Origin of the sequence: Hydrogenophaga taeniospiralis CCUG 15921, assembly GCF_001592305.1 — a bacterium.
In the GTDB taxonomy this organism is placed as follows: domain Bacteria; phylum Pseudomonadota; class Gammaproteobacteria; order Burkholderiales; family Burkholderiaceae_C; genus Hydrogenophaga; species Hydrogenophaga taeniospiralis.
This window is the reverse complement of record NZ_BCWR01000003.1, coordinates 21,865-43,544: the sequence shown is the minus strand read 5'-3', so window position 1 is coordinate 43,544 and position 21,680 is coordinate 21,865. Positions and strand designations below refer to the sequence as shown.

Sequence of the window (21,680 nt, the reverse complement as noted above, 5' to 3'; positions counted from 1 at the left end):
GATCAGGCCCCTCGGGGGGCAGCGACCCGCGTAGCGGCGCAGCGTGGGGGGGCCGACGATCCACTGCCGGGCCGCCCCAAGGTGGATCAGCCCCCTCGGGGGGCCGCGACCTGCGCAACGGTGGAGCGTGGGGGCACTTTCTTCACCACCGCATAACGCAGCAGCGTGCGTTCGCGTGCCTCGGCGTGGTCGACCACCGGCCGTGGGTAGGTCTTGCCCAGTTCCAGGCCCGCCGCGGCCAACTCCAGTTCACGGGCCTGCCAGGGCGCGTGGATGCAGGCGTCGGGCAAATGGGTCAGCTGCGGCAGGTAGCGGCGGATGAACTTGCCCTGGGGATCAAAACGCTCGCTCTGCGTGACGGGGTTGAAGATGCGGAACCAGGGTTGTGCATCGCAACCGCTGGAACTGGCCCACTGCCAGCCACCGTTGTTGGCGGCCAGGTCGTAATCGATCAGGTGCTCGGCGAAATAGCGCTCGCCCCAGCGCCAGTCCAGCCCCAGGTCCTTCACCAGAAAACTGGCGACCACCATGCGCAGCCGGTTGTGCATGTAACCGGTCTGGTTGATCTGCGCCATGGCCGCATCCACCAGGGGATAGCCCGTGTGGCCCTCGCACCAGGCGGCAAAAAGTTCCTTTGCATGTTTGCCGTGTTCGAATTTGATGTGGTCGTATTCGGGCTTGAAGGCCTTGTCGACCACGTGCGGGAAGTTGGCGAGGATCTGGTGGTAGAAGTCGCGCCAGATCAGCTCGCTCAGCCAGGTGCTCGCCCCGGCGATCCCCTGCAGGTGCATCGCGTGCGCCACCGAAGCCGCCTGCCGCACGGAGAGGGTGCCAAAACGCAGATGCACGCTCAGGTAGCTGGGCCCTTTGACGGCGGGGAAGTCGCGCGCCTGGTCGTAGCGGTCGATGCGCTGCAGGAAATCGGTCAACAGCTGGCGCGCGCCGCTGGCCCCGGTGGGCACGGGTAGCTGCGCGAGGTTGGTGGTCTCGAAGTCCAGGTCCGACAGGCGCGGCACCGGCACCACCCACTCGGGTGGCACAGGCGCGAGCGCCCCGGCGTAGCGCGCCACCGGGTAGGCCTTGAGGTGAAACGGCTCGAGCTGCTTGAGCCAGGCGTTCTTGTAGGGTGTGAACACGCCAAACGGGTGACCCGCCTGCGTGAGCAGCTCGCGCCGCTCGAAGATCACGTGGTCCTTGTGGCTGTGCAACAGGATGCCGGCGTGGGCCAGATAGCCAAACACCTGGGCGTCGCGCGCCAGCGCCGCCGGATCGTCGTCGTGGTTGGTGAATACCGCCTGGACCTGCAGCCGCTGGGCCAGCGCGGGGATGGCCCGGCGGGCCTGGTCGTGCAGCACGATCAGGCCGACGTTCTCCACGCCGCTGGCATGCCCGAGGCTGCGCAGGTCCGCGTCGAGTTCGACCAGCGACTCACGGATGAACTCGACGCGCCGGTCCGCACGGGGCAGGGTGTCCAGGATGTCGGTGTCGAAGACGAAGACGCACCAGACCTGGCGGCAGACCTTGAGCGCGTGGTGCAACGCCGCGTTGTCCTCGCTGCGCAGGTCGCGACGGAACCACATCAGGCCTTTGTCGTAGGTGTTCATGGCGGTGGATGGGTGCAAGCCGGCACGACCGGGCGCCGCGGGGGCAGCGGCTTAAAATCAGCGCATGTCCGCTGATTTTGCCCCCATCAACCTGACCAATCACTTCCTGATTGCGATGCCCGGTCTCAGCGACGAGCTTTTTGCCCGCAGCGTGGTGTTCATGTGCGAGCACAGCGAACGCGGGGCCTTGGGTCTGGTGATCAACAAGCCCAGCGACATCCTGCTGCCCCGCCTGTTTGAAAAGGTCGACCTGCCCATGGGCCGCGACGATCTGGCCCTGCTGCCGGTGTTCCAGGGCGGTCCGGTGCAGACCGAGCGGGGCTTCGTGTTGCACGAGGCCGTGGAAGGCGGAGCCGGTGAGTCGGTCTACGCCTCCACGCTGTCCATTCCCGGCGGGCTGGAGATGACCACCTCCAAGGACGTGCTCGAAGCCATGTCTTCGGGCGCCGGTCCGCGCAAGGTGTTCGTCACGCTCGGTTATGCGTCCTGGGGGCAGGGTCAGCTCGAATCCGAGATCACCGAAAACAGCTGGCTCACGGTCGAGGCCGACCCGAGCCTGATTTTTGACGTGCCGGTGTCCGAGCGCTACGAGCGTGCCATGGCCCTGCTGGGCCTGCAGCCCTGGATGCTCTCGCCCGACGCGGGCCACGCATGACGGACGACGCCTCCGCCTGCCAGACGTTCATGGCGTTTGACTACGGGCTCAAACGCACGGGCGTGGCCAGCGGCAACCGCCTCACGCGCACCGCCACGCCGCAGACCACGATTGCGGCCGAAGGCGATGCCCGCTTCGCGCAGATCACCTTGCGGCTCAAGGAGTGGCAGCCCGACGCGCTGGTGGTGGGCGTGCCTTTTCATCCCGATGGTGCCGAACACGAGAACACCCTGCGGGCGCGGAAATTCGCACGCCAGCTGCGGGGTCGCTATGGCCTGCCGGTGTTCGAGGTTGACGAGCGCTACAGCACCACCGAAGCGCACGCGCTGGGTGCCAAAGACGCCGACGCCGCGTCGGCCTGCATCATCCTGGAACAGTTTTTGAGGAGCCTGCCTTGAGTGCATTGCAACTGGACGCCGAACAACTCTACAAAGCCCTGCTCCAGGGCGTCAAAGGCCTGATCGCGGCAACCCCTCAGCCGCTGTACCTTGCGGGCGTCACCTCCGGCGGCGCCTGGCTGGCCGAGCGTCTGCAGCGCGACCTGGGCCTGCCCGGGAGCGCTGGCGTGGTCTCGTCCAGCATGCACCGTGACGACTTCGCGCAGCGCGGCCTGGCCATCAGCGCCCAGACCGTGCTGCCGTTCGAGGTGGACGGCGCCCACGTGCTGCTGATCGACGACGTGCTCTACACCGGGCGCACGCTGCGCGCCGTGATCAACGAACTGTTCGACTACGGCCGCCCGGCCAGCGTGCAACTTGCGGTGCTGGTGGACCGGGGCGGGCGCGAACTGCCGATCGAAGCCAAGGTCTGTGCGGCCACCGTCGCATTGCCCGTGACGCAGACGCTCGAACTCGCGCGCAGCGACGACGGGCATCTGAGCTTCGTGGTGGAAAACAAGAAGGAAGCCTGAACGTGGCACGCAACCCCCAACTCAACAAAAACGGCGAACTCATCCATCTGCTCTCCACCGAGGGCCTCTCGCGCGACATCCTTACCCAGATCCTGGACACCGCGGCCAACTTCGTGAGCGTGAGCGACCGCGAGATCAAGAAGGTGCCGCTGCTGCGCGGAAAAAGCGTGTTCAACCTGTTCTTCGAGAACAGCACGCGCACCCGCACCACTTTCGACATCGCGGCTACCCGCCTCTCGGCCGACGTGTACACGCTGGACATCGCGCGCAGCTCCACCGCCAAGGGCGAGTCGCTGCTCGACACCATCGCCAACCTGTCGGCCATGGCGGCCGACATCTTTGTCGTGCGCCACAGCGAGTCGGGCGCGCCCTACCTGATTTCGCAGCACGTGGCGCCTCACGTGCACGTGGTCAACGCCGGCGACGGCCGCCACGCCCACCCCACCCAGGGTCTGCTGGACATGTACACCATCCGGCACTACAAGAAAGACTTCACCCAGCTCTCGGTGGCCATCGTGGGCGACGTGCTGCACTCGCGCGTGGCGCGCTCCGACATCCACGCCCTCACCACGCTGGGCTGCCCCGACGTGCGCGTGGTCGGCCCGCGCACCCTCGTGCCCGGCGACCTGTCGCACATGGGCGTGCGCGTGTGCCACACGCTGGAAGAGGGCATCAAGGACTGCGACGTGGTGATCACGCTGCGGCTGCAGAACGAGCGCATGAGCGGCGCGCTGCTGCCATCGAGCCAGGAGTATTTCAAGAGCTTCGGTCTGACCACCGAGCGCCTGCGCTGGGCCAAACCCGACGCCATCGTGATGCACCCGGGCCCGATCAACCGCGGGGTGGAAATCGACTCCGCCGTGGTGGACGGACCGCAGAGCGTGATCCTGTCGCAGGTCACTTTCGGTATCGCGGTGCGCATGGCGGTGATGGGCATCGTGGCCAGCCACGACGCATGAGGACACACACATGAAAATCCTGATCCAGAACGGCCGTGTCATGGACCCGGCCACCGGCCGCGACGAGATGGCCGACGTGGCGATCGCCGCTGGCCGCATCATCGCCATCGGCAACATGGCCGCCGACTTTCACCCCAACCGCACCATCGACGCCACGGGTTGCGTGGTCGCGCCCGGTCTGGTGGACCTGGCGGTGCGCCTGCGCGAACCCGGCCAGGAACACGCGGGCATGCTGGAAAGCGAAATGGCCGCGGCGGTGGCCGGGGGCGTGACCTCGTTGGTCTGCCCGCCCGACACTGAGCCCGTGCTGGACGAACCCGGCCTGGTGGACATGCTCAAGTTCCGCGCCGAGAAGCTGCACCAGTCGCGTGTGTTCCCGCTGGGGGCACTCACCCGTGGGCTGAAGGGCGAGGAGCTCACCGAAATGGCCGAACTCACCGAGTCGGGCTGTATCGGTTTCGGTCAGGCCGAGGTGCCCATCGTCAACGCACAGGTGTTGCAGCGCGCCCTGCAGTACGCCGCCACCTTTGGTTTCACCGTGTGGCTGCGCCCGCAGGACTTCTGGCTCGGCAAGGGCGTGGCCGCCAGCGGCCCGTTGGCCACGCGCATGGGCCTGGCCGGCGTGCCGGTGATGGCCGAGACCGTCGCGCTGCACACCGTGTTCGAGTTGCTGCGCGCGGTGCATGGCAAGGGCAGCGAGGCGCGCGTGCACCTCTGCCGCATCAGCAGCGCCGCCGGGCTGGCCCTGGTGCGCCAGGCCAAGGCCGAGGGGTTGCCGGTGAGTTGCGACGTGAGCGTGAACAACCTGCACCTGATCGACATGGACATCGGCTACTACGACAGCCGGTTGCGCCTGCAGCCACCGGTGCGCCAGCAGCGCGACCGCGATGCCCTGCGCGCCGGTCTGGCCGACGGCACCATCGACGCCCTGGTGTCCGACCACAACCCGGTCGACAGCGACGCCAAGACGCTGCCGTTCGCCGAGGCCGAACCCGGCGCCACCGCGGTGGAACTGCTGCTGGGGCTGGCCTGCAAGTGGGCGCAGCAGGACGGCCTGGGCCTGATGCAGGCGCTCACGGTGCTCACCACCGGCCCGCAGGCGGTGCTGGGCAGCAGCCTGGGCACGCTGGCGCACAGCGTGGGCCGCTTGGCGGTGGGTGGCCAGGCCGACCTCTGCGTCTTCGACCCCAACGCCAGCTGGCGCGTGGAACCCGCGGGCCTGCGTAGCCAGGGCAAGCACACGCCGTTCGAGGGCCATGAAATGCCGGTGCGCGTGCGCGCCACCCTGGTGGGTGGGCAGGTGGCTCACGAGGCCGCCCGCGCTGCCGCGGTCCACGCGCTGGCGTGAGCGCCGCACGCGCGTCTCCGCTGGTGGCCGCGTGGCGCGCGGTGCGGGCGCTGGCGCACGTGCTGGGCGGGTTGTGGACCATCCGCAGCGAGTTCGGGCGGCTCACGCCTGCGCAGTGTGAGTTGCTGGTGCGCGAATGGTCGCGCCAGATGCTGCGCATCATGGGCGTGGAGTTGGTGGTGCGCGGCACGCCACCCGAGCGCGGCCCGGTGCTGCTGGTGGCCAACCACATTTCCTGGCTCGACATCCTGGTCATGAATGCGGCCCAGCCCGCGCGCTTCGTCTCCAAGGCCGACGTGAAACACTGGCCGGTGCTGGGCGCGCTCATCACCGGCGCGGGCACGCTCTACATCGAGCGCGAGAGCCGGCGCGACGCCATGCGAGTGGTGCACCAGATGGCCGAACGCCTGCGTGCCCACGACACCATCGCCGTGTTTCCCGAAGGCACCACGGGCGACGGCCGCACGCTGCTGCCGTTCCACGCGAACCTGTTCCAGGCGGCCATCTCGGCCAATGCGCCGGTGCTGCCGGTGGCACTGGGTTTTGTTGACGGTGCCAGCGGCCAGCGCAGCGACGCCCCGCTGTTCATCGGCGACACCAGCTTGCTGGCCTCGCTCTGGAGCACCTTGCGCGCCCGTGGCCTGCAGGCGGTGGTGCACTACGGCGAACCCCAGCGCTTCCAGGGGCGCGACCGGCGCACCTGGGCACAGGACATGCGCGCCGAGGTGGCCCGCCTGCTCGGTCTCTGACCCGCCTCAGGGGCGCGAACCGGCTCAGGCTTTGGCGGCCCGGGCGCGCTGAAGCATCAGCTCGGTGTTGGTCTTGCGGTCGGCGTTCACCTGCTGCACCGTGGGCCGTTCGCCGAGGCGCTTGAGGTAGTCGCGCACCGGCAGCTCGGCCAGGTGGTCGCGGCCGTAGATGATCTTGGTGGCGCTGCTCACCAGCGGCAGGTGGACCGCGGCGGCGACGTCGGCCAGGGTGAACTGATCCCCGGCGATGAAGGGCGAAAACGCCGTCAGCTTCGCGAACGCCGCGATGTTCTTTTCCAGTTGCTGGCCCACCTTTTCCTTGGCCGCGTCGCTCACCTTGCCGCCAAAGAAGGCTTCCGGGTAGAGGTTGCGCGCCACCAGCTCCAGGTGCAGCTCGATGAAGCGCAGCAGCTCGCGCACCTTGGCCGCCGCGAAGGCGTCGCCGGGCAGGAGCGGGTGCTGGGGGTAGGCGTCTTCCAGGTACTCCAGGATCACCGTGGACTCGCACAGCGGCCCCTGCTCGGTGATCAGGTAGGGCACCTTGCCCAGCGGGCTGGCGGCCTTGTCGGTCTCGCCCAACCAGGCCAGCACCTCTTCGAACGGCACGCCCTTTTCGAGCAGGGCGAGTTTGACCTTGTTGTAGTAGTTGCTGGCGGCGAAGCCACAAAGCTTGAGCATGGGTTGTCTCCGGGTGAGAGGTCTGTCAGAAACAGGTTCCTGGGTCCCGCATCGTATCGGCCCGGGGTGGCCCGCGGGCGTCGCGCAGGCAACAGCGATGGTCCGGGCCCGGGCAGGCTGCTAAACTGCGCCGATGCCGTTCGCCCGCGCCCACCGCCGTTTCACCGCCTGGCTGGCCATGCTCGCCATGGTGCTGGGCGCGTTGGCGCCCACCGTGGCGCAGGCGGTCGTGGCCTCTTCGGACCACGACGGCTGGGTGCAGGTGTGCAGCGTCAGCGGCATGGTGTGGGTCCAGGCCGACGCCGACCCGGCCTCGGGCGACGCCCCCATGGCGTCCGGCGCCATGGACTGCCCGTGGTGCAGCCTGCACGGCGGTGTGCCCGGGCTGCCACCGGTGTCGGCAGGCGCCGAGCCGTTGGCGCCTCAGGCCGAACCGCTCCCCATCTATTTGCGCACCGCCGCGTTGCGCGGCACCTGGGCCTCGGGCCTGGCCCGCGCGCCCCCGCTCTCCGCCTGAACTCACCACGGTTGCACACCCCGGTCGTGGGTGCTGCGTGTGTTCCCTGATGTTCAGGAGGCCCCATGCCTCGTTTTCCTGTCTCTCGCGCGGGTGCGCCCGCCGATCCCCGCCGCCGTGCGGCCACCCTGTGGCTGGGCGGGCTGGCCCTGGGCGGCCTGCTGGCTGGCTGTGACCAGACACCCCTGGGCGCACCGACCCCGGTCTTCAAGGGCATCGACATCAGCGGCGCCGCCTACGGGCGCCAGTTCGCGCTGACCGATTTCAACGGCCAGTCGCGCACCCTGGCCGACTACCGTGGGCAGGTGGTGATGCTGTACTTCGGCTTCGTGCAGTGCCCCGATGTGTGCCCCACGGCGCTCACGCGGGCCGCTGCCGTGAAGCAGCAGCTCGGCGCCGACGCCGCGCAACTGCAGGTGATCTTCGTCACCGTGGACCCGGAGCGCGACACGCCCGAATTGCTGCGCGACTACATGGCCGCGTTCGACCCCTCGTTCATGGCACTCACCGGCAGCCCGGCGCAGATCAAGGCGGTGGCCGACGAATTCCGGGTCTATTACAAGAAAGTCCCGACCGGCAACACCTACACCATGGACCACACCGCGCTGAGCTACCTGTTCGACCGCGAAGGCCGCATCCGCGTGGTGCTGCGCCACGAACAGACGGCCGACGACTACACCGCCGACATCCGGCAATTGCTGGCCGAGAAGCCGGCCTGAAGCTTTCTCCTCTTTCCCTTTTCCCTTTTCCCTTTTCCCTCAACGTTTCTCAACAGGAGTTCCCATGAAAAAACTGCTCATCGCTACGCTGCTCGCCGTCACCGCCAGTGCCTGGGCGCAAACCGCGGTCAAGGTCGAAGACGCCTGGGTGCGCGGCACCGTGGCCACACAAAAGGCTTCGGGCGCCTTCATGCGCCTCACGCCCACGGCCAATGCCCGTCTGGTGGCGGTCGAGTCGCCCGTGGCCGGCGTGGTGGAAATCCACGAAATGGCGATGGAAAACGACGTCATGAAGATGCGCCAGGTGCCAGGGGTGGAGCTGGCCGCTGGCCGCACCACGGAGCTCAAGCCCGGCGGTCTTCATGTGATGCTGATGGACTTGAAACAGCAGCTCAAGGGCGGCGAGAGCGTGCCCCTCACCCTGGTGTTCGAAGACGAAGCCAAGAAGCGTTTCACGCAGGAAGTCAAGGCGCCGGTGACCGCGCTGGGCGGAGGCAACGCGGCCATGCCCATGCCCATGCCCATGAAGCCGGGCATGGAACACAAGCACTGAGCCTCGACGGTCTGCGCTGAAACGCCTTCGCTTGAGCTGAAGATTCCATGCCGGTCCGCCTGATGCGCCTGCTTGCGCGTGCCCTGCTGGGCGCGATGCTGCTGGCCGCGCTCGCGCCGGCCATCTCGCGCACGCTGGCCTCCACGCGTGTGGCGGGGGACTGGGTGGAAATCTGCACCACCAGCGGGATGCGCTGGGTGCAGCTGGAGGCACCCGGCGCACCAGGCGTGGTCGCCGATGCCGACGATCCGGCCCACGCGCTGGACTTCTGTGGCTATTGCAGCCTGGCGGCCGAACGGTTCGCGCCACTGATCCCGACCTTCCCGGCCGTGGCGGTCCTGCCCGGCCACCGATCCCCTCCCGGGTACATCGCCCGTGCCGCGCTGTCCTGCGCCGCGCCCCATGCCGCCGCGCGCGGCCCCCCGCTTCTGGTCTGACACCCGCCGGCCTCCCGCCGTGGAGGTCCCGTCTCGCTGCCGTTGCACGCCATCGGTGGCCGGTTCGTCAGTTTCAGGAGCTCCTCATGACCCCTTCCGTCCGTGTGGACGCGCGCGCCTTTGTGAAGGCCGAGTCCGTTTTTTTCGCCGGTGAAGCCGGCCCCGTGTGGCGCGTGCTGGAAGGCATCGTTCGCCTCGACCGCGACAGCGGTCCGACCCGCCAGCCGGTGCAGCTCGCCCTGCCGGGTGACCTGATCGGCGTCGAATCCCTGTGCGAGCGGCGCTACCAGTTCAGCGCCACCGCCTTCACCGCCTGCCGTCTGGAGCGTATGGCGCTGGACGCCGACAGTCTGCGCGTGCCGTTGCTGCAGCAGGCCCTGCTGCAGCACCAGGACCGCAGCGAAGACATGACCGCCCTGCGCACCGGCAGCGTGCCCCAGCGCATCACCCATCTGCTGTGCCTGATGGGCCTGGACTGGCGGCCCGACCGGCGGGCGCTGAACGGAGAGGCCGATGCCATTCGCGACGCCTTGCCCACCCTGCGCGAGGTGGCGCAGGTGGTCGACGCGAAGACCGAAACCGTGTGCCGCGCCCTGGCGCAACTGCTGCCCCCGCGCAGCCGCAAGCCCGGGCCGGTGCGCCCCGTGCGCGACTGGTCGGGCGTTGCCCCCGGGCGCCTGACCACGGCCTGGGCGGCCAACGCGACACCGCTGGGAGCGGCCGCATGAGCGCCACCCGGCCGCTCCGAAGGCGCTCGGAACGGGCGCGCAAGGCCCTGTGCGCGTGGGCCTTGTGCGCGGCGATGGGCGCAGCCCTGGCGCACGACTTCAAGGCCGGCGAATTGCGCATCGACCACCCCTATGCAACGCCCAGCGTGCCAGGGCTCAAGACCGGCGCGGTGTATTTCCGCACCCTCAGGAACCCCGGTGTGCAGGCCGACCGCCTGCTCTCGGCCACCACGCCCGTCGCGGCACGCGTGGAGATCCACCAGATGCGGATGGACGGCGACGTCATGCGCATGCGCGCCGTGCCCGCGCTGGCGCTGCCGGCCCGCAGCGAGCTGCAGCTGCGCCACGGCACGCCGAACGGCCACCACCTGATGCTGTTCGAGCTGAAGGCACCGCTCCAGGACGGCGAGCGCTTCCCCCTCACGCTGCGCTTCGAGCGTGCGGGGGAGCGCGAAGTGATGGTCTGGGTGCAGACCCCCCGCCGCCCCGCGCCCGGGCACGTGCACCACTGACCGCCATGGCCGCATCAACCCGATGGCTCTTTTTGGCTTCAACAACAAGGATTTCCCATGACCGAACTTCGCGCGTCCCATCTCCACCGCGCCATGGCGCTGGCCATGCCCGCGCTGAGCCTGCTGTGCAGCCAGGCGCTGGCGCAGGACGCCGCCGTCAGCACCTTGCCGACCGTGACCGTCCGTGCCGACCAGGACGCGCTGCCCGGCGCCACCCCCGTGGACCCGGCCAGCCTGCAGGCGCAGCGGGCGGCCACCAGCGACACCGCCCGCCTGCTGCAGGACATCCCCGGTGTGAGCCTCAATGGGGCGGGTGGCGTGTCCAGCCTGCCTTCGATGCACGGCCTGGCCGACGACCGGTTGCGCATCCAGGTCGATGGCATGGACCTGATCGCCTCCTGCCCGAACCACATGAATCCAGCGCTCTCCTACATCGATCCCACACAACTGGGTTCGCTCAAGGTGTACGCCGGCATCTCGCCGGTGAGCGCCGGCGGCGACAGCATCGGCGGCAGCATCCTGGCCGAGACGCGCGCGCCCGAATTTGCGCAACCGGGTGAAGCCACCATCCGCCGCGGCGAGGTGGGCGCCTTCTACCGCAGCAACAACAGCGCGCGTGGCCTGAACCTCTCGGCCACCCTGGCCACCGAGCAGCTCAACGTCAACTACAGCGGCGCCACCAGCCAGGCCGACAACACCTCGGCGGGCGGTGACTTCAAGACCTACGACTTCACCGGCCGGCCGGGCCACACGCTGGCGCGCGACGAAGTGGGCTCCACCGCCTACGAGACGCGCAACCACACCCTGGGGCTGGCCTTCAAGCAGGACAACCACCTCTTCGAGGCGAAGCTGGGGGTGCAGGACATGCCCTACCAGCTCTACCCGAATCAGCGCATGGACCTGCTCGACAACGACCAGAAGAGCATCAACCTGAGCTACACCGGCCAGCTCGACTGGGGCACGCTGGAAGCGCGCGTCTACCACGAGACCGTGGACCACTTCATGGACTTCGGCGCCGACAAGCGCTACTGGTACGGCCTTGGATCGGGCGGACCGATGGTGGTCAACGGCGCCCCCTGCAGCCCCATCAGCGCCAGCTGCGCCGCTGGCATGCCCATGTTCACCGAGGGCAAGACCACCGGCTTCAGCGTCAAGGGCGAGCTGCCGCTGAGCGAGCAGGACCGCTTGCGCGCGGGCATCGACCTGCAGCGCTACCGCATCAACGACTGGTGGACGCCCTCGGGCGGTGGCATGTACCCCGGCACCTTCTGGAACATCCGCGACGGCGAGCGCGACCGCACCGGGCTCTGGAGCGAATGGGAGTCGCGACCGAGCGCGCAGTGGATGACGCTGGTCGGTGCGCGTGTGGAGCGGGTGGCGATGAACGCTGGCAGCGCGGTCGGCTACAACCCGGCCGGCATGGGCTTCCAGGCCCGCGACGCCAACGCCTTCAACGCCCGCGACCACCGCTCGACCGACACCAACGTCGATGGCACGGCCCTGGCGCGCTACACCGCCAGCGAGCAGGTCGACATCGAGTTCGGCTTTGCCCACAAGGAGCGTTCGCCCAACGTCTACGAACGTTTCCCCTGGTCCACCTGGCAGATGGCTGCGCTGATGAACAACTTCGTGGGCGACGGCAACGGCTACGTCGGCAACCTCGACCTGAAGCCCGAGAAGGCCAACACGCTGTCCGCCACGTTCGACTGGCACGCCACCGACAAGACCTGGGGCTTCCAGGCCACGCCGTACTACACGCGCGTCAGCGACTACATCGACGCGGTCCAGTGGGACGCCACCACCAACCAGGCCGTCGCAACCCCGGTGAGGAACAAGTTCAGCGTGCTGCGCTACACCAACCAGACCGCGCGCCTGGTTGGCGTGGACCTGGCCGGGCACGCACCGCTGGCCACCAACACGCTGGGTGACTGGGGCCTCAAGGGCCTGCTGAACGTCACCCACGGGAAAAACCTCGACACCGGCGACGGGCTCTACAACGTGATGCCGCTCAACGGCAAGCTGGTGCTGACCCACAAGACCGGCGGCTGGGACAACAGCCTGGAACTGGTGGCGGTGAAGGCCAAGACCACCGTGTCATCGGTGCGCAACGAAATCCGGACACCGGGCTACGGGCTGGTCCACCTGCGCGGCAGCTACTCGTGGAAAACGGTGCGGCTGGACTTCGGCATCGAGAACCTGTTCGACCGGCTGTACTTCCTGCCCACGGGCGGCGCCTACGTCGGCCAGGGCACCACGATGAGCAACCCCATGCTGCCCAACTACCCGCAGTGGGGCACGGCGGTGCCGGGCATGGGCCGCACGCTGTACGCGGGCGTGAACCTGAAGTTCTGAGCCTCAAAACCCAAACCCTTCCCCCAAAAACCAGACAGGTTTCCAGATGAAGACCACCCAAAAAACCCTCCTGGCCGCCGCCGTCGCGGCCTTGGCCGCCCCGGGCACCTGGGCGCAGACCGGCCCGGCCCCGACGCAGACCCTGCGCCAGACCACCGTGACCGGCTCCACCATCGACGACCGCTTCGGCGACAGCACGCGCGAACCGACCAGCACGGTGAGCCTGTCCGGGCGCGAGATCGAGGCACAGCATGCCGATAACCTGGTGCAGGTGCTCAAGGCCATTCCGGGCGTGACCATCGACACGCAGGGTGGGGACGACCTGAAGATCAAGTTCCGCGGTGTGGAGAACCAGCGGTACATGGGCGAGAAGCCGGGCGTGGCCATCGTCATCGACGGCGTGCCGGTGTTCGAGCGCACCGGCAAGGTCAACATCAACCTGGACAACATCGAGAGCATCAAGGTCATCAAAGGCGGCGCGTCCTACCTGTTCGGCGAGGACGCGCTCGCTGGCGCGGTCATCATCACCACCAAGCGTGGCGCCACCCACAAAGGCGTGTCCGTCGAGACCGATGTGGGGGCCTATGGTTACCAGCGCGAGCTGGCGCGCATCGGCCGCGCGAGCGACAACTGGTCCGGCCACCTGCAGTTGTCCCAGCGCAAGGCCGATGACTACCACTTCCAGTCGAACTACAAGTCCCAGGCGCTCGCGGGCAACCTGCGCTGGCTGCTGAATGGCCACTCCGACCTGACCCTGGGCCTGGAAAAAGAGGACCGCTTTCGCGACAAGCACGGCACCGTGACCGGCGTGACGCAGGCCGCGCTCGACCCCAGGGGCACGCTGGGCCGCGACTACGCGCGCCACTTCGACGTGGACCTGGAGCGTGTGAACCTCACCTATTCCAACGACCTGTCCGACCACACCAACCTGCTGGCGCTGGCCTACCAGTACCGGGATCACACCCAGTTCTGGTCGGCACCGCAACGCTTCAGCTCCACCGGTGCCCCCGTCTCCAGCCCCGACGCCTACACCACGTTCAACGACTACCACCAGACCCAGCGCGGCGTGAAGAGCGAGTTGCGCACCACCACGGGTCCGATGGCCTGGATGGGCGGGGTGGAGATCAAGCGCAACGAGTACCTGAACCAGACCCATGCCATGGTCGGCTACAGGAACAGCCCGAGCCCCATGGAAAGGCCCACGGCGGCAGGCACCGTGTTCACCGACGACCGCACCGGCGAAAACGTGCAGGCGCTCTATGGCGAAGGCCAGTGGCGTCTGGCCACGGACTGGACGCTGACCGGCAACCTGCGCCACGACCGCATCGAGCTCGACTACGACGCCCAGCCGGTGTCCGGCAACGGCAATTCCGCCATCGCCGAACGCAAAAGCTTCGATGCCGACAGCGCGCGCCTGGGCCTGAGCTGGAGCGGCCTGGCCAACACCGTGCTGTTCGGCAACATCTCCACCGGCTTTCGCGCCCCCACGGTGGACCAGCTCTACCGCGGCAGCCAGAACCCCTCGGGCAGCGTGGCCAACAACCCCGACCTGAAGACGGAGCAGGCCATCAACTTCGAGGTCGGCATGCGCAAGAGCTTCACGCTGCTGGACCGTGAGGCCAGCCTGCAGACCGCGGTGTTCCAGATCGACCGCAAGGACTTCATCCTGGACACCAACGGCCAGTATTCAAACGGCAATGCGGCCAACATCGCACGGTACGAAAACATCGGCGGGGCGCGCTCGCGTGGCCTGGAGCTGGCGCTGCAGTCCTCGATCTCGCCGGCCTGGAGCTGGGACCTGGCCTACACCTACCTGGACTCGACCTTCACCCGGTACGACCAGTTCCTGCAGGCCCTGGGCAATCCGCGCGGCACGCTGGTCGGCACCGGCGCCTGCATGGGCCCCAACCCCAACTGGAACAACTGCTACCAGCTCGTGCCCTACAACAACACCGGCAACAAGGTGCCCCGCGTGCCGCCCCATGCCGTCAACCTGCGCACGTCGTGGAAGCCGGACCCGGCCTGGAAGCTGTCGGCCGAACTCGATTACCGCGCCACGGCCTGGGCCGACGAAATCAACCAGGAAAAGTGGCCGGGCCGCACGGTGTTCAACCTGATGGCCGACTACGGGCGCAAGACCACCTGGCTCAGCGGGGCCAGGCTGAGCGCCTTCGTGCGGGTGGACAACGTGTTCGACAAGCGCCACTACACCATCGCCCGCGGCACCAACGACTCGCAGAGCTATGCCACCAACTTCCGGTACGACGGCCGGTACAACGCCGAGGATATGTCCATCACCGTCGACCCGGGACGTGTCTGGCGCGTCGGGCTGGCCCTGCGGTTCTGAGGAGGCTCCATGCAAGGACTTCGCCCCCTCGTGGAATACGCCGTGTTCGGCATCCTGCTGCTGCTCAGCGTGGCGGTGGTGGCCATCGCACTGGAGCGGCAGCGCTTTTTCCGCCGGATCGATGCGCGTGGCTACACCAGCCGCGCCCGGCTGGAGAGCGACCTCACGCGGCGCCTGAACGTCATCGGGACCGTGGCCTCGAACGCGCCCTACCTCGGGCTGCTGGGCACGGTGCTGGGCATCATGCTCACCTTCCAGACCCTGGGCGCCACCGGCGAGATGGACGTGAAATCCATCATGACCGGGCTGGCCCTGGCGCTCAAGGCCACGGCCGCGGGCATCGTGGTCGCGATCCCCTGCGTGGCGCTGAACAACGCCTTGCGCCGCCGCGTGCGAGAGCGCCTGACGGACTTCGACGAGGCCCACGGGGGCTGACGGCGCCATGGACGACATCGACGACATCAACGTCGTGCCCCTCGTGGACGTGATGCTGGTGCTGCTCACCATCGTGCTCACCACGGCCACCTTCGTGGTGAACGGGCGCATACCCGTGGACCTGGCGGTCGCCAGGTCTGCGGTGGCTTCCCCCACCGCGCCACTGGTGCTGACGTTCACGCAACACCAGACCCTGTACCTGAACGACCAGCCGGTGAGCGACCTGGCGGCGGCACTCGACCCGCAGCCGCGCAGCACGCCGGTGGTGGTGCGCGCCGACGGGCGCCTGGCGCTGAGCAGCTTTGTGGAACTGGTGGACAGGGTCAAGTCGCTGGGCTTCCAGCAGGTCAGCCTGGAGGTCAAGCGCTCATGAACACCATGGCTTCACACCGCCTGCATTGGCACGACTGGGGCCGCTCGGTCGTGTTGCATGCCGCGCTGGTCGCGGCCCTCGCCTGGGGGGTGGCCCACAGCCCGGCGCCGATCCCGCCGTCCACGCGGCTGGACATGGCCATCCAGTGGGCGGCGGAGCAACCGCCCGAGCCGGCAGTCCAACCGCCATCGCCAGTCCCTGCGCCGCCAGAGGTCCAACCACAGCCCACCGCCCGTGCACAGCCGGCGCCCCAGCCGCCCGCGCCAACGGTCACGCCGAGCATCCAGCCCTACTCCGATGCCGTGGCAACGGCCGCCGACACGGTGATCCCGGCCGCGCCCGTGGCGACGGTGAACACCGAAGCCTCTCGCGCCGCCACACCGGCGGTGGTGGCGCCCGCACCGCCCAGCGCCAACCCGCCGGCGGCGCAGCAGGCGCGCTGGGAAGGTCTGCTGGAAGCCGCACTGCTCAAGCACAAGCAATACCCCATGGTGGCGCGGCGCATGGGCCAGGAGGGCCTGGTGACGGTGGAGGCGCATTTCTCCGCTCAGGGCGAGTTGCTGGATTGCTTCGTGGTCAGCGGCTCGGGCTTCAAGGCGTTGGACGAGGCTGCGCTGCAACTGGTGCGCCAGGCCGCGGATCTGGTCCGCGCCACGCACCAGCCCGGTCGCGTGGCGCAGTTGCGCATTCCCATTGCTTACGAATTCAAGGAATCCTGAGATGACACGTCTCTTCTTGTGCGCCCTGCTGGCGCTGGTGGGGTCCTGGGCGCAGGCCGCGGACAAGGTGGCCATCCTCTCCACAAAGTTCGTGCTGGAGCGCAAGTTCAAGCTCATGGAAGCGGTGGCCAGGGAACAGGGCGTCGAGCTCGCGTGGACGCAGGTGGATGTCGAGGGCGAGGCCGGCGCGCGGCGTGTGCTCGAAGGCGCGCGTTTCGTGCTGATCGACGCGCCGCGCAGCGACGATCAGGCGCAGATCGAGCGCGTGGCCGGCCAGCGGCTGCGCGAGCTGAGCCTGCCCACCGCCAGCATCAACGTCATGAGTCCGCCGGTGCGCCTGCGTGCCATCCACATGGACAAGGAACAGGCGCAGCGCGTGTTCGACTACTACGTGGGCGGCACGCGGATCAACCACCAGCGGCTGTTCCAGTGCCTGCAGGCCATCCTCCAGGGCGGCGACCTGGGCGCCATCGCGCCACCGCTGGCGCTGCCCAATGGCGGCATCTACCACCCCGGCCACGACGGGCTGGTGTTCGAGCAACTGCCGCAGTACCTGGCGTGGTGGGAGGCCAGGGCGGGTCGCCCCTGGCAGGGCCTGCCGGTGATCGGCATCGAGACGTCGTCCAGCTACATCTCGGACGGTCAGCAGCGCATGCTGGACGAGACCGTGCAGGCCATCGAGCAGGCCGGTGCCCTGCCATTGATGTTCTACCGCAGCTCGCGCGTGGCCCGCGCAGGGCGTGAGGCGGCGGCCACGGGCCAGCCCGAAGCCACCGACCGTCCGCCGCGCGGCGGTGGCGGCGGGCGCCCGGTGGCGGCTGGCGCCAGCGGGGCGCCCGCGGCGGCCGAGCAGGGCGCTGGCTTTCCCAATCCCAGGGAGATCGCGGCCGTGGCCGTGAACGAGCCACTCATCACCCACGAGGGCCGGGTCTTGCCGCAGGTGCTGCTGGTCAACACCTTCCTGGGTGTGGACCCCGAGGCGCGCAAGGCCTGGCACAAGGCCATGGGGGTGCCGGTCATCAACGTGCTCTCCTACCGCAGCGGCACGCGTGCCGAGTACCGCAAGGACACCGTGGGCGTGAACAGCTTCTACCTGCCGTTCACGCTGACGAACGCCGAGTACATCGGCCTGCAGGACCCGGTGGTGCTGACCGCCAACGAGGGCGGTGAACTGGTGCCCATGCCCGAGCAGATGCACATGCTGGTGGGCAAGGCCGTGAACCTGGCGCGCCTGCAGACCACGGCCAATGCCGACAAGCGGGTGGCGCTGTTTTTCTGGAACCACCCGCCGGGAGAAAAGAACCAGGGCGCCTCCAACCTGAACGTGCCGCGTTCCATCGAGCACCTGGTGGCGCAGCTCAAGGCCGAGGGCTATGCCTTTGACAGCACGAGCGAGAAGGACATCATTGCCTCCGTGGGCCAGATGCTGCGCCCGGGCTACCGCCCCGGCACCCTGCCGGAACTCATGAAGACGGCGCACTGGGACTTTTTGCCGCTGGCCGACTACCAGCGCTGGTTTGCCACGCTGCCGCCCGAGGTGCGCCAGACCGTGAACCAGTTCTGGGGCACGGCCGACCAGAGCGTCTGGATCGCCCAAAAGAATGGCGTGACCGGCTTCGTGATCCCGCGCATGAAGCTGGGCAAGCTCGTGGTGCTGCCGCAGCCCATGCGCAGCGAGAGCGCCGCCGGGCAGCACGACGAGAAGAAGCTGTTCCACGACACCAAGGTGCCGCTGAACCACTTCTACATGGCGACCTACCTGTGGGCACGCGAGCAGTTCAAGGCCAGCGCCATCGTGCACTTCGGCACGCACGGCACGCAGGAGTGGACGCCCGGCAAGGAGCGCGGCCTGTGGGCGTATGACGACCCGAACATCCTGGTGGGCAACACGCCCATCGTGTACCCGTACATCGTGGACAACATCGCCGAGGCCATCCACGTCAAGCGCCGCGGGCGCGGCGTGATCGTGAGCCACCAGACGCCCGCGTTCGCGCCGGCCGGTCTGTCCGACGACTTCGTGAAGATCAACGACCTGATCCGCGAGTACCAGTCGCTGGACAGCGGGCTGGTGAAGGACAACAACCGAAAGCTCATCATCGAGCAGGCGGTGAAGATGAACATGCACAAGGACATGGCCTGGCAGGTGGCCGACCTGGCGCGGAATTTCGACAAGTTCCTGCGCGACATCGAGGACTATCTGGAAGACCTGGGTTCGGCCATGCAGCCGCTGGGGCTGCACACCCTGGGCCAGGACGCCGAGCGTGCCCACCTCATCAGCAACGTGATGCAGATGCTGGGCCAGCCCTTGTACGAACAGACCGGCGTGAAGAACGCGAAGGCCGCGTTCAAGGGCGACTACCAGGCGCTGCAGCAGACCCGGCCTTATCGCTTCGTGGAGGACTACGTGTTCTCCGACCGGCCGGTGGACGAGCTCACCGACACACAGCTGCGCGCGCTGGCGCTGCGCGGGCGCAAGTTCCTGGTGGACTTGCGGGCGGCCTGGGAGATCGAGGGGGTGAGCCGGGGGTTGTCGGCACGCTGGATCGACCCGTCCTACGGGGGCGACCCGATCCGCAACCCGGACGCGCTGCACACCGGGCGCAACCTGTACGGCTTCGACCCCGGGCGTGTGCCCACGCGTGCCGCCTACGAGGCGGGGCGCCAGGCGGTGCAGCAGCTCATCACCAGCTACCAGGCCACCCACGGCAAGTTCCCCGAGAAGCTGGCCTTCTCCATGTGGAGCACCGAGACCATGCGCCATCTGGGCATGCTGGAAGCGCAGATTCTCTACGCCATGGGCGTCAAACCCCAGTGGGACGAAGGCGGGCGCGTGGTGGGCATGGAGGTGATTGCGCAGGCGGAACTTGGGCGCCCCCGCATCGACGCGGTGATCTCGCTCACTGGCCTGTACCGCGACCAGTTCCCGAATGTGATGGAGCGCTTCAACGAAGCCGTGGTCATGCTGGCGGCCTTGAAGGAAGACGGTCAGCAGAACTTCATCAAGGCCAACACCGAGCGCATCCAGGCCGCGCTGCTGTCCCAGGGGGTAAAGCCCGAGGACGCCCGCGAGTTCGCGCTGACGCGGGTCTTCGGCAACGAAAGCGGCGACTACAGCACCAAGCTCACTGACGCCTCGCTGGCGTCCGACACCTGGGACGATGGCGATGGCAAGCTGGAACGGCTCTACCTGTCGCGCATGTCCTGGGCCTACGGCCCCAACACCGCGAACTGGAGCCGCAAGCTCACCGACGGCAAGGGCCAGGAGATCAACGTCTACGCCGAACACCTGCGCGGCACCAACGCAGCCGTGTTCTCGCGCTCCAGCAACCTGCGCGGCCTGCTGGACACCGACCATCCGTTCGAGTACCTGGGCGGCATCTCCAAGGCGGTGAAGTTCCTGGACGGCCAGAACCCGCAGCTCTACATCTCCAACATGCGCGACCCGAACAAGGCCAGGCTGGAGACGGCGGAGCGGTTCATGGCCACCGAGCTGCGTTCGGTCTACCAGCATCCCAACTGGATGAAGGAGATGCAGAAAGAAGGCTACGCGGGCACGCTGCAGATGCTCAACACGGTGAACAACTTCTGGGGCTGGCAGGTGATGGACCGCAACGTGGTGCGCGACGACCAGTGGCAGGCATTTCACGAGACCTACGTCAAGGACCGCTACCAGCTGGGCATGCGCGAATGGTTCGAAAAATCCAACCCCACGGCGCTGGCCCAGGTGGCCGAGCGCATGCTGGAAGCCATCCGCAAGGACTACTGGAAGGCCGACGAACAGACCAAGCGCGAGCTGGTGCAGGTCTACCAGGAGGTGGCGGCCCGGCACGACGTGTTCACCGCCAACGACACGTTCAAGGCCTACGTGAACGAGCTGGCGCAGGGCTTTGGGCTGGCCAGCCAGGCGGCAGCATCGCGCGTATCGAGCCCACCCGCCGTGCCCAGGCCAGCTGCCGCCCGGCCACCCGATGTGCCCCAGAACCCTCCGTCGGCACCCGAGCCACCCACCGTGCGCGGGCAGGAGCTGCGCGAAATGCGGCACGACACCCCGGTCCAGCAGCTCATCTGGATCTACGGCTGGATGGCCGCGGCCATCGTGCTCGCCGGGATGCTGTTCCAGACCTGGCGCGCCCGCCGCACCGTCCGCTTCACGCCCCCTGTTTCACTGAAAGCCCAACCATGAATGCCATTGAGAGTTTCCTGTACGAGATTTCGAAGTTCTTCCTGACGCCCGTGCTGGTGCTGTTGTGTCTGATGTTCGTGTATGCGCTGTTCAGCCTGGGGCAGGTGAGCATCGACCTGCTGGCGCGCACGCGCCGGCCCCACGGGCTGCGGCCACTGCACCGCTACTGGCAGCGCCACGCCCACCTGGGTGAGGATGGGCTGGAGCTGCATGTGTTGAAACAGCTGGAGGTGCAGCGCATCGTCAGCCGCGTGGCCCCCATGCTGGGGTTGGTGGCCACCATGATTCCCATGGGGCCGGCGCTGGTGGCGGTGGCCGCGGGCAACACGAAGGGCATGGCCGAGAACCTGGTGGTGGCCTTTGCCGCGGTGATCGTGGCGCTGCTGGCTGCGGCCATCACCTTCGTGGTGCAAACCGTGCGCAGGCGCTGGCTGATGGAAGAGCTCAACGCTTTGTTGCGGGCCCTGCCCGCCTGCGGCGCCACCGTTGCGGGAGACGTGGCCCATGTCTGATGCCCGACGCATGAAGCTCGACATTCTGGGTGACTCGGACGAGGACGACCCGATCCTGTCGGTGGTCAACATCATCGACGTGTTTCTGGTGGTGATCGCCGTGCTGCTGATGGCCGTGGTGGAGAACCCGCTGAATCCGTTCGCTACCCAGGACGTGTTGGTCATCAAGAACGCCGGCAAGCCCAACATGGAAATGCTGGTCAAGCAGGGCAATGAGCTCAAGCAATACCAGTCGTCCGGACAGATCGGCGAAGGCCAGGGCATGAAGGCGGGGGTGGCGTACCGCATGAAGGACGGCAGCATGGTGTACGTGCCGGAAACCGCACCACCGGTTGACGTTGCCGGGCGGCCCGGTTCGCGTTGATGGGCTGGCCGCGCGTGCGGTAGGTC

Annotated in this window: 22 protein-coding genes; 20 read left to right on the top strand and 2 right to left on the bottom strand. The window is 67.9% G+C overall.

Translation table 11 applies throughout. The features are described from left to right. Positions 1-86 precede the first annotated feature (86 nt). On the bottom strand, positions 87-1,604 hold the full coding sequence (locus HTA01S_RS03770) for a cryptochrome/photolyase family protein (RefSeq protein ID WP_068167263.1): 1,518 nt from the start codon (positions 1,602-1,604) through the stop codon (positions 87-89). 64 nt (positions 1,605-1,668) lie between these two features. Here HTA01S_RS03770 and HTA01S_RS03765 point away from each other — a divergent pair, with 64 nt between their 5' ends. The 6 genes from HTA01S_RS03765 to HTA01S_RS03740 are packed head-to-tail and all read left to right on the top strand — an operon-like array spanning position 1,669 to position 6,225. Then, complete coding sequence (locus tag HTA01S_RS03765; protein WP_068167262.1) at positions 1,669-2,259, top strand: YqgE/AlgH family protein; 591 nt, start codon at positions 1,669-1,671, stop codon at positions 2,257-2,259. Further along, positions 2,256-2,657 carry a Holliday junction resolvase RuvX gene (gene ruvX, locus HTA01S_RS03760; protein WP_068167261.1) on the top strand — a complete coding sequence of 134 codons (402 nt, stop codon included), beginning with the start codon at positions 2,256-2,258 and terminating at the stop codon, positions 2,655-2,657. The genes HTA01S_RS03765 and ruvX overlap by 4 nt, the downstream gene beginning before the upstream one ends. Then, positions 2,654-3,169: a bifunctional pyr operon transcriptional regulator/uracil phosphoribosyltransferase PyrR gene (gene pyrR / locus HTA01S_RS03755; protein ID WP_084235833.1), complete on the top strand. Its 516-nt coding sequence runs from the start codon at positions 2,654-2,656 to the stop codon at positions 3,167-3,169. Before ruvX ends, pyrR begins: the two co-directional genes overlap by 4 nt. Next, on the top strand, positions 3,166-4,128 hold the full coding sequence (locus tag HTA01S_RS03750; protein ID WP_068167259.1) for an aspartate carbamoyltransferase catalytic subunit: 963 nt from the start codon (positions 3,166-3,168) through the stop codon (positions 4,126-4,128). Before pyrR ends, HTA01S_RS03750 begins: the two co-directional genes overlap by 4 nt. 10 nt (positions 4,129-4,138) lie before the next feature. Then, positions 4,139-5,476: a dihydroorotase gene (locus HTA01S_RS03745; RefSeq protein ID WP_068167258.1), complete on the top strand. Its 1,338-nt coding sequence runs from the start codon at positions 4,139-4,141 to the stop codon at positions 5,474-5,476. Next, a complete protein-coding gene (locus tag HTA01S_RS03740; RefSeq protein WP_245637996.1) occupies positions 5,473-6,225 on the top strand; it encodes a lysophospholipid acyltransferase family protein in 753 nt (250 codons plus the stop codon). The genes HTA01S_RS03745 and HTA01S_RS03740 overlap by 4 nt, the downstream gene beginning before the upstream one ends. A gap of 24 nt (positions 6,226-6,249) precedes the next feature. Here HTA01S_RS03740 and HTA01S_RS03735 read toward each other — a convergent pair whose 3' ends face one another. Further along, positions 6,250-6,903, bottom strand: a complete 654-nt coding sequence (locus HTA01S_RS03735) for a glutathione S-transferase family protein (RefSeq protein WP_068167257.1) — start codon at positions 6,901-6,903, stop codon at positions 6,250-6,252. 133 nt (positions 6,904-7,036) lie between these two features. Between HTA01S_RS03735 and HTA01S_RS03730 the strand changes: the two genes are divergently transcribed. The 14 genes from HTA01S_RS03730 (at position 7,037) to HTA01S_RS03665 (ending at position 21,654) form a co-directional block, all read left to right on the top strand. After that, positions 7,037-7,420, top strand: coding sequence for a DUF2946 domain-containing protein (locus HTA01S_RS03730; RefSeq protein ID WP_068167256.1), 384 nt, complete (start codon positions 7,037-7,039; stop codon positions 7,418-7,420). A gap of 65 nt (positions 7,421-7,485) precedes the next feature. Further along, complete coding sequence (locus HTA01S_RS03725; protein ID WP_068167255.1) at positions 7,486-8,139, top strand: SCO family protein; 654 nt, start codon at positions 7,486-7,488, stop codon at positions 8,137-8,139. 64 nt (positions 8,140-8,203) lie between these two features. Beyond that, positions 8,204-8,692 carry a copper chaperone PCu(A)C gene (locus HTA01S_RS03720; RefSeq protein ID WP_068167254.1) on the top strand — a complete coding sequence of 163 codons (489 nt, stop codon included), beginning with the start codon at positions 8,204-8,206 and terminating at the stop codon, positions 8,690-8,692. Positions 8,693-8,739: 47 nt separating this feature from the next. Further along, entirely contained in the window at positions 8,740-9,129 is a 390-nt protein-coding gene (locus tag HTA01S_RS03715; protein WP_068167253.1) for a DUF2946 family protein, read from the top strand. A gap of 86 nt (positions 9,130-9,215) precedes the next feature. Next, positions 9,216-9,857 (top strand): cyclic nucleotide-binding domain-containing protein, encoded by a 642-nt coding sequence (locus HTA01S_RS03710; protein WP_068167252.1) that lies wholly within the window; start codon positions 9,216-9,218, stop codon positions 9,855-9,857. Next, positions 9,854-10,369: a copper chaperone PCu(A)C gene (locus HTA01S_RS03705; protein WP_068167251.1), complete on the top strand. Its 516-nt coding sequence runs from the start codon at positions 9,854-9,856 to the stop codon at positions 10,367-10,369. Before HTA01S_RS03710 ends, HTA01S_RS03705 begins: the two co-directional genes overlap by 4 nt. Positions 10,370-10,426: 57 nt before the next feature. Then, positions 10,427-12,721, top strand: coding sequence for a TonB-dependent receptor (locus HTA01S_RS03700; RefSeq protein WP_068167250.1), 2,295 nt, complete (start codon positions 10,427-10,429; stop codon positions 12,719-12,721). Between the two features lie 46 nt (positions 12,722-12,767). Beyond that, positions 12,768-15,068, top strand: coding sequence for a TonB-dependent receptor (locus HTA01S_RS03695; protein ID WP_068167249.1), 2,301 nt, complete (start codon positions 12,768-12,770; stop codon positions 15,066-15,068). A 9-nt stretch (positions 15,069-15,077) separates the two neighbouring features. Further along, positions 15,078-15,503, top strand: a complete 426-nt coding sequence (exbB, locus tag HTA01S_RS03690) for a TonB-system energizer ExbB (protein ID WP_068167248.1) — start codon at positions 15,078-15,080, stop codon at positions 15,501-15,503. Positions 15,504-15,510: 7 nt separating this feature from the next. Then, entirely contained in the window at positions 15,511-15,876 is a 366-nt protein-coding gene (locus tag HTA01S_RS03685) for an ExbD/TolR family protein (protein ID WP_068167247.1), read from the top strand. After that, positions 15,873-16,595, top strand: a complete 723-nt coding sequence (locus HTA01S_RS03680; protein ID WP_068167246.1) for an energy transducer TonB — start codon at positions 15,873-15,875, stop codon at positions 16,593-16,595. The genes HTA01S_RS03685 and HTA01S_RS03680 overlap by 4 nt, the downstream gene beginning before the upstream one ends. Before the next feature lies 1 nt (position 16,596). Then, a complete protein-coding gene (gene cobN / locus HTA01S_RS03675) occupies positions 16,597-20,778 on the top strand; it encodes a cobaltochelatase subunit CobN (RefSeq protein ID WP_068167245.1) in 4,182 nt (1,393 codons plus the stop codon). Further along, positions 20,775-21,290 carry a MotA/TolQ/ExbB proton channel family protein gene (locus HTA01S_RS03670; RefSeq protein WP_068167244.1) on the top strand — a complete coding sequence of 172 codons (516 nt, stop codon included), beginning with the start codon at positions 20,775-20,777 and terminating at the stop codon, positions 21,288-21,290. The genes cobN and HTA01S_RS03670 overlap by 4 nt, the downstream gene beginning before the upstream one ends. Continuing rightward, on the top strand, positions 21,283-21,654 hold the full coding sequence (locus HTA01S_RS03665; protein WP_245637995.1) for a DUF2149 domain-containing protein: 372 nt from the start codon (positions 21,283-21,285) through the stop codon (positions 21,652-21,654). The genes HTA01S_RS03670 and HTA01S_RS03665 overlap by 8 nt, the downstream gene beginning before the upstream one ends. Positions 21,655-21,680 lie beyond the last annotated feature (26 nt).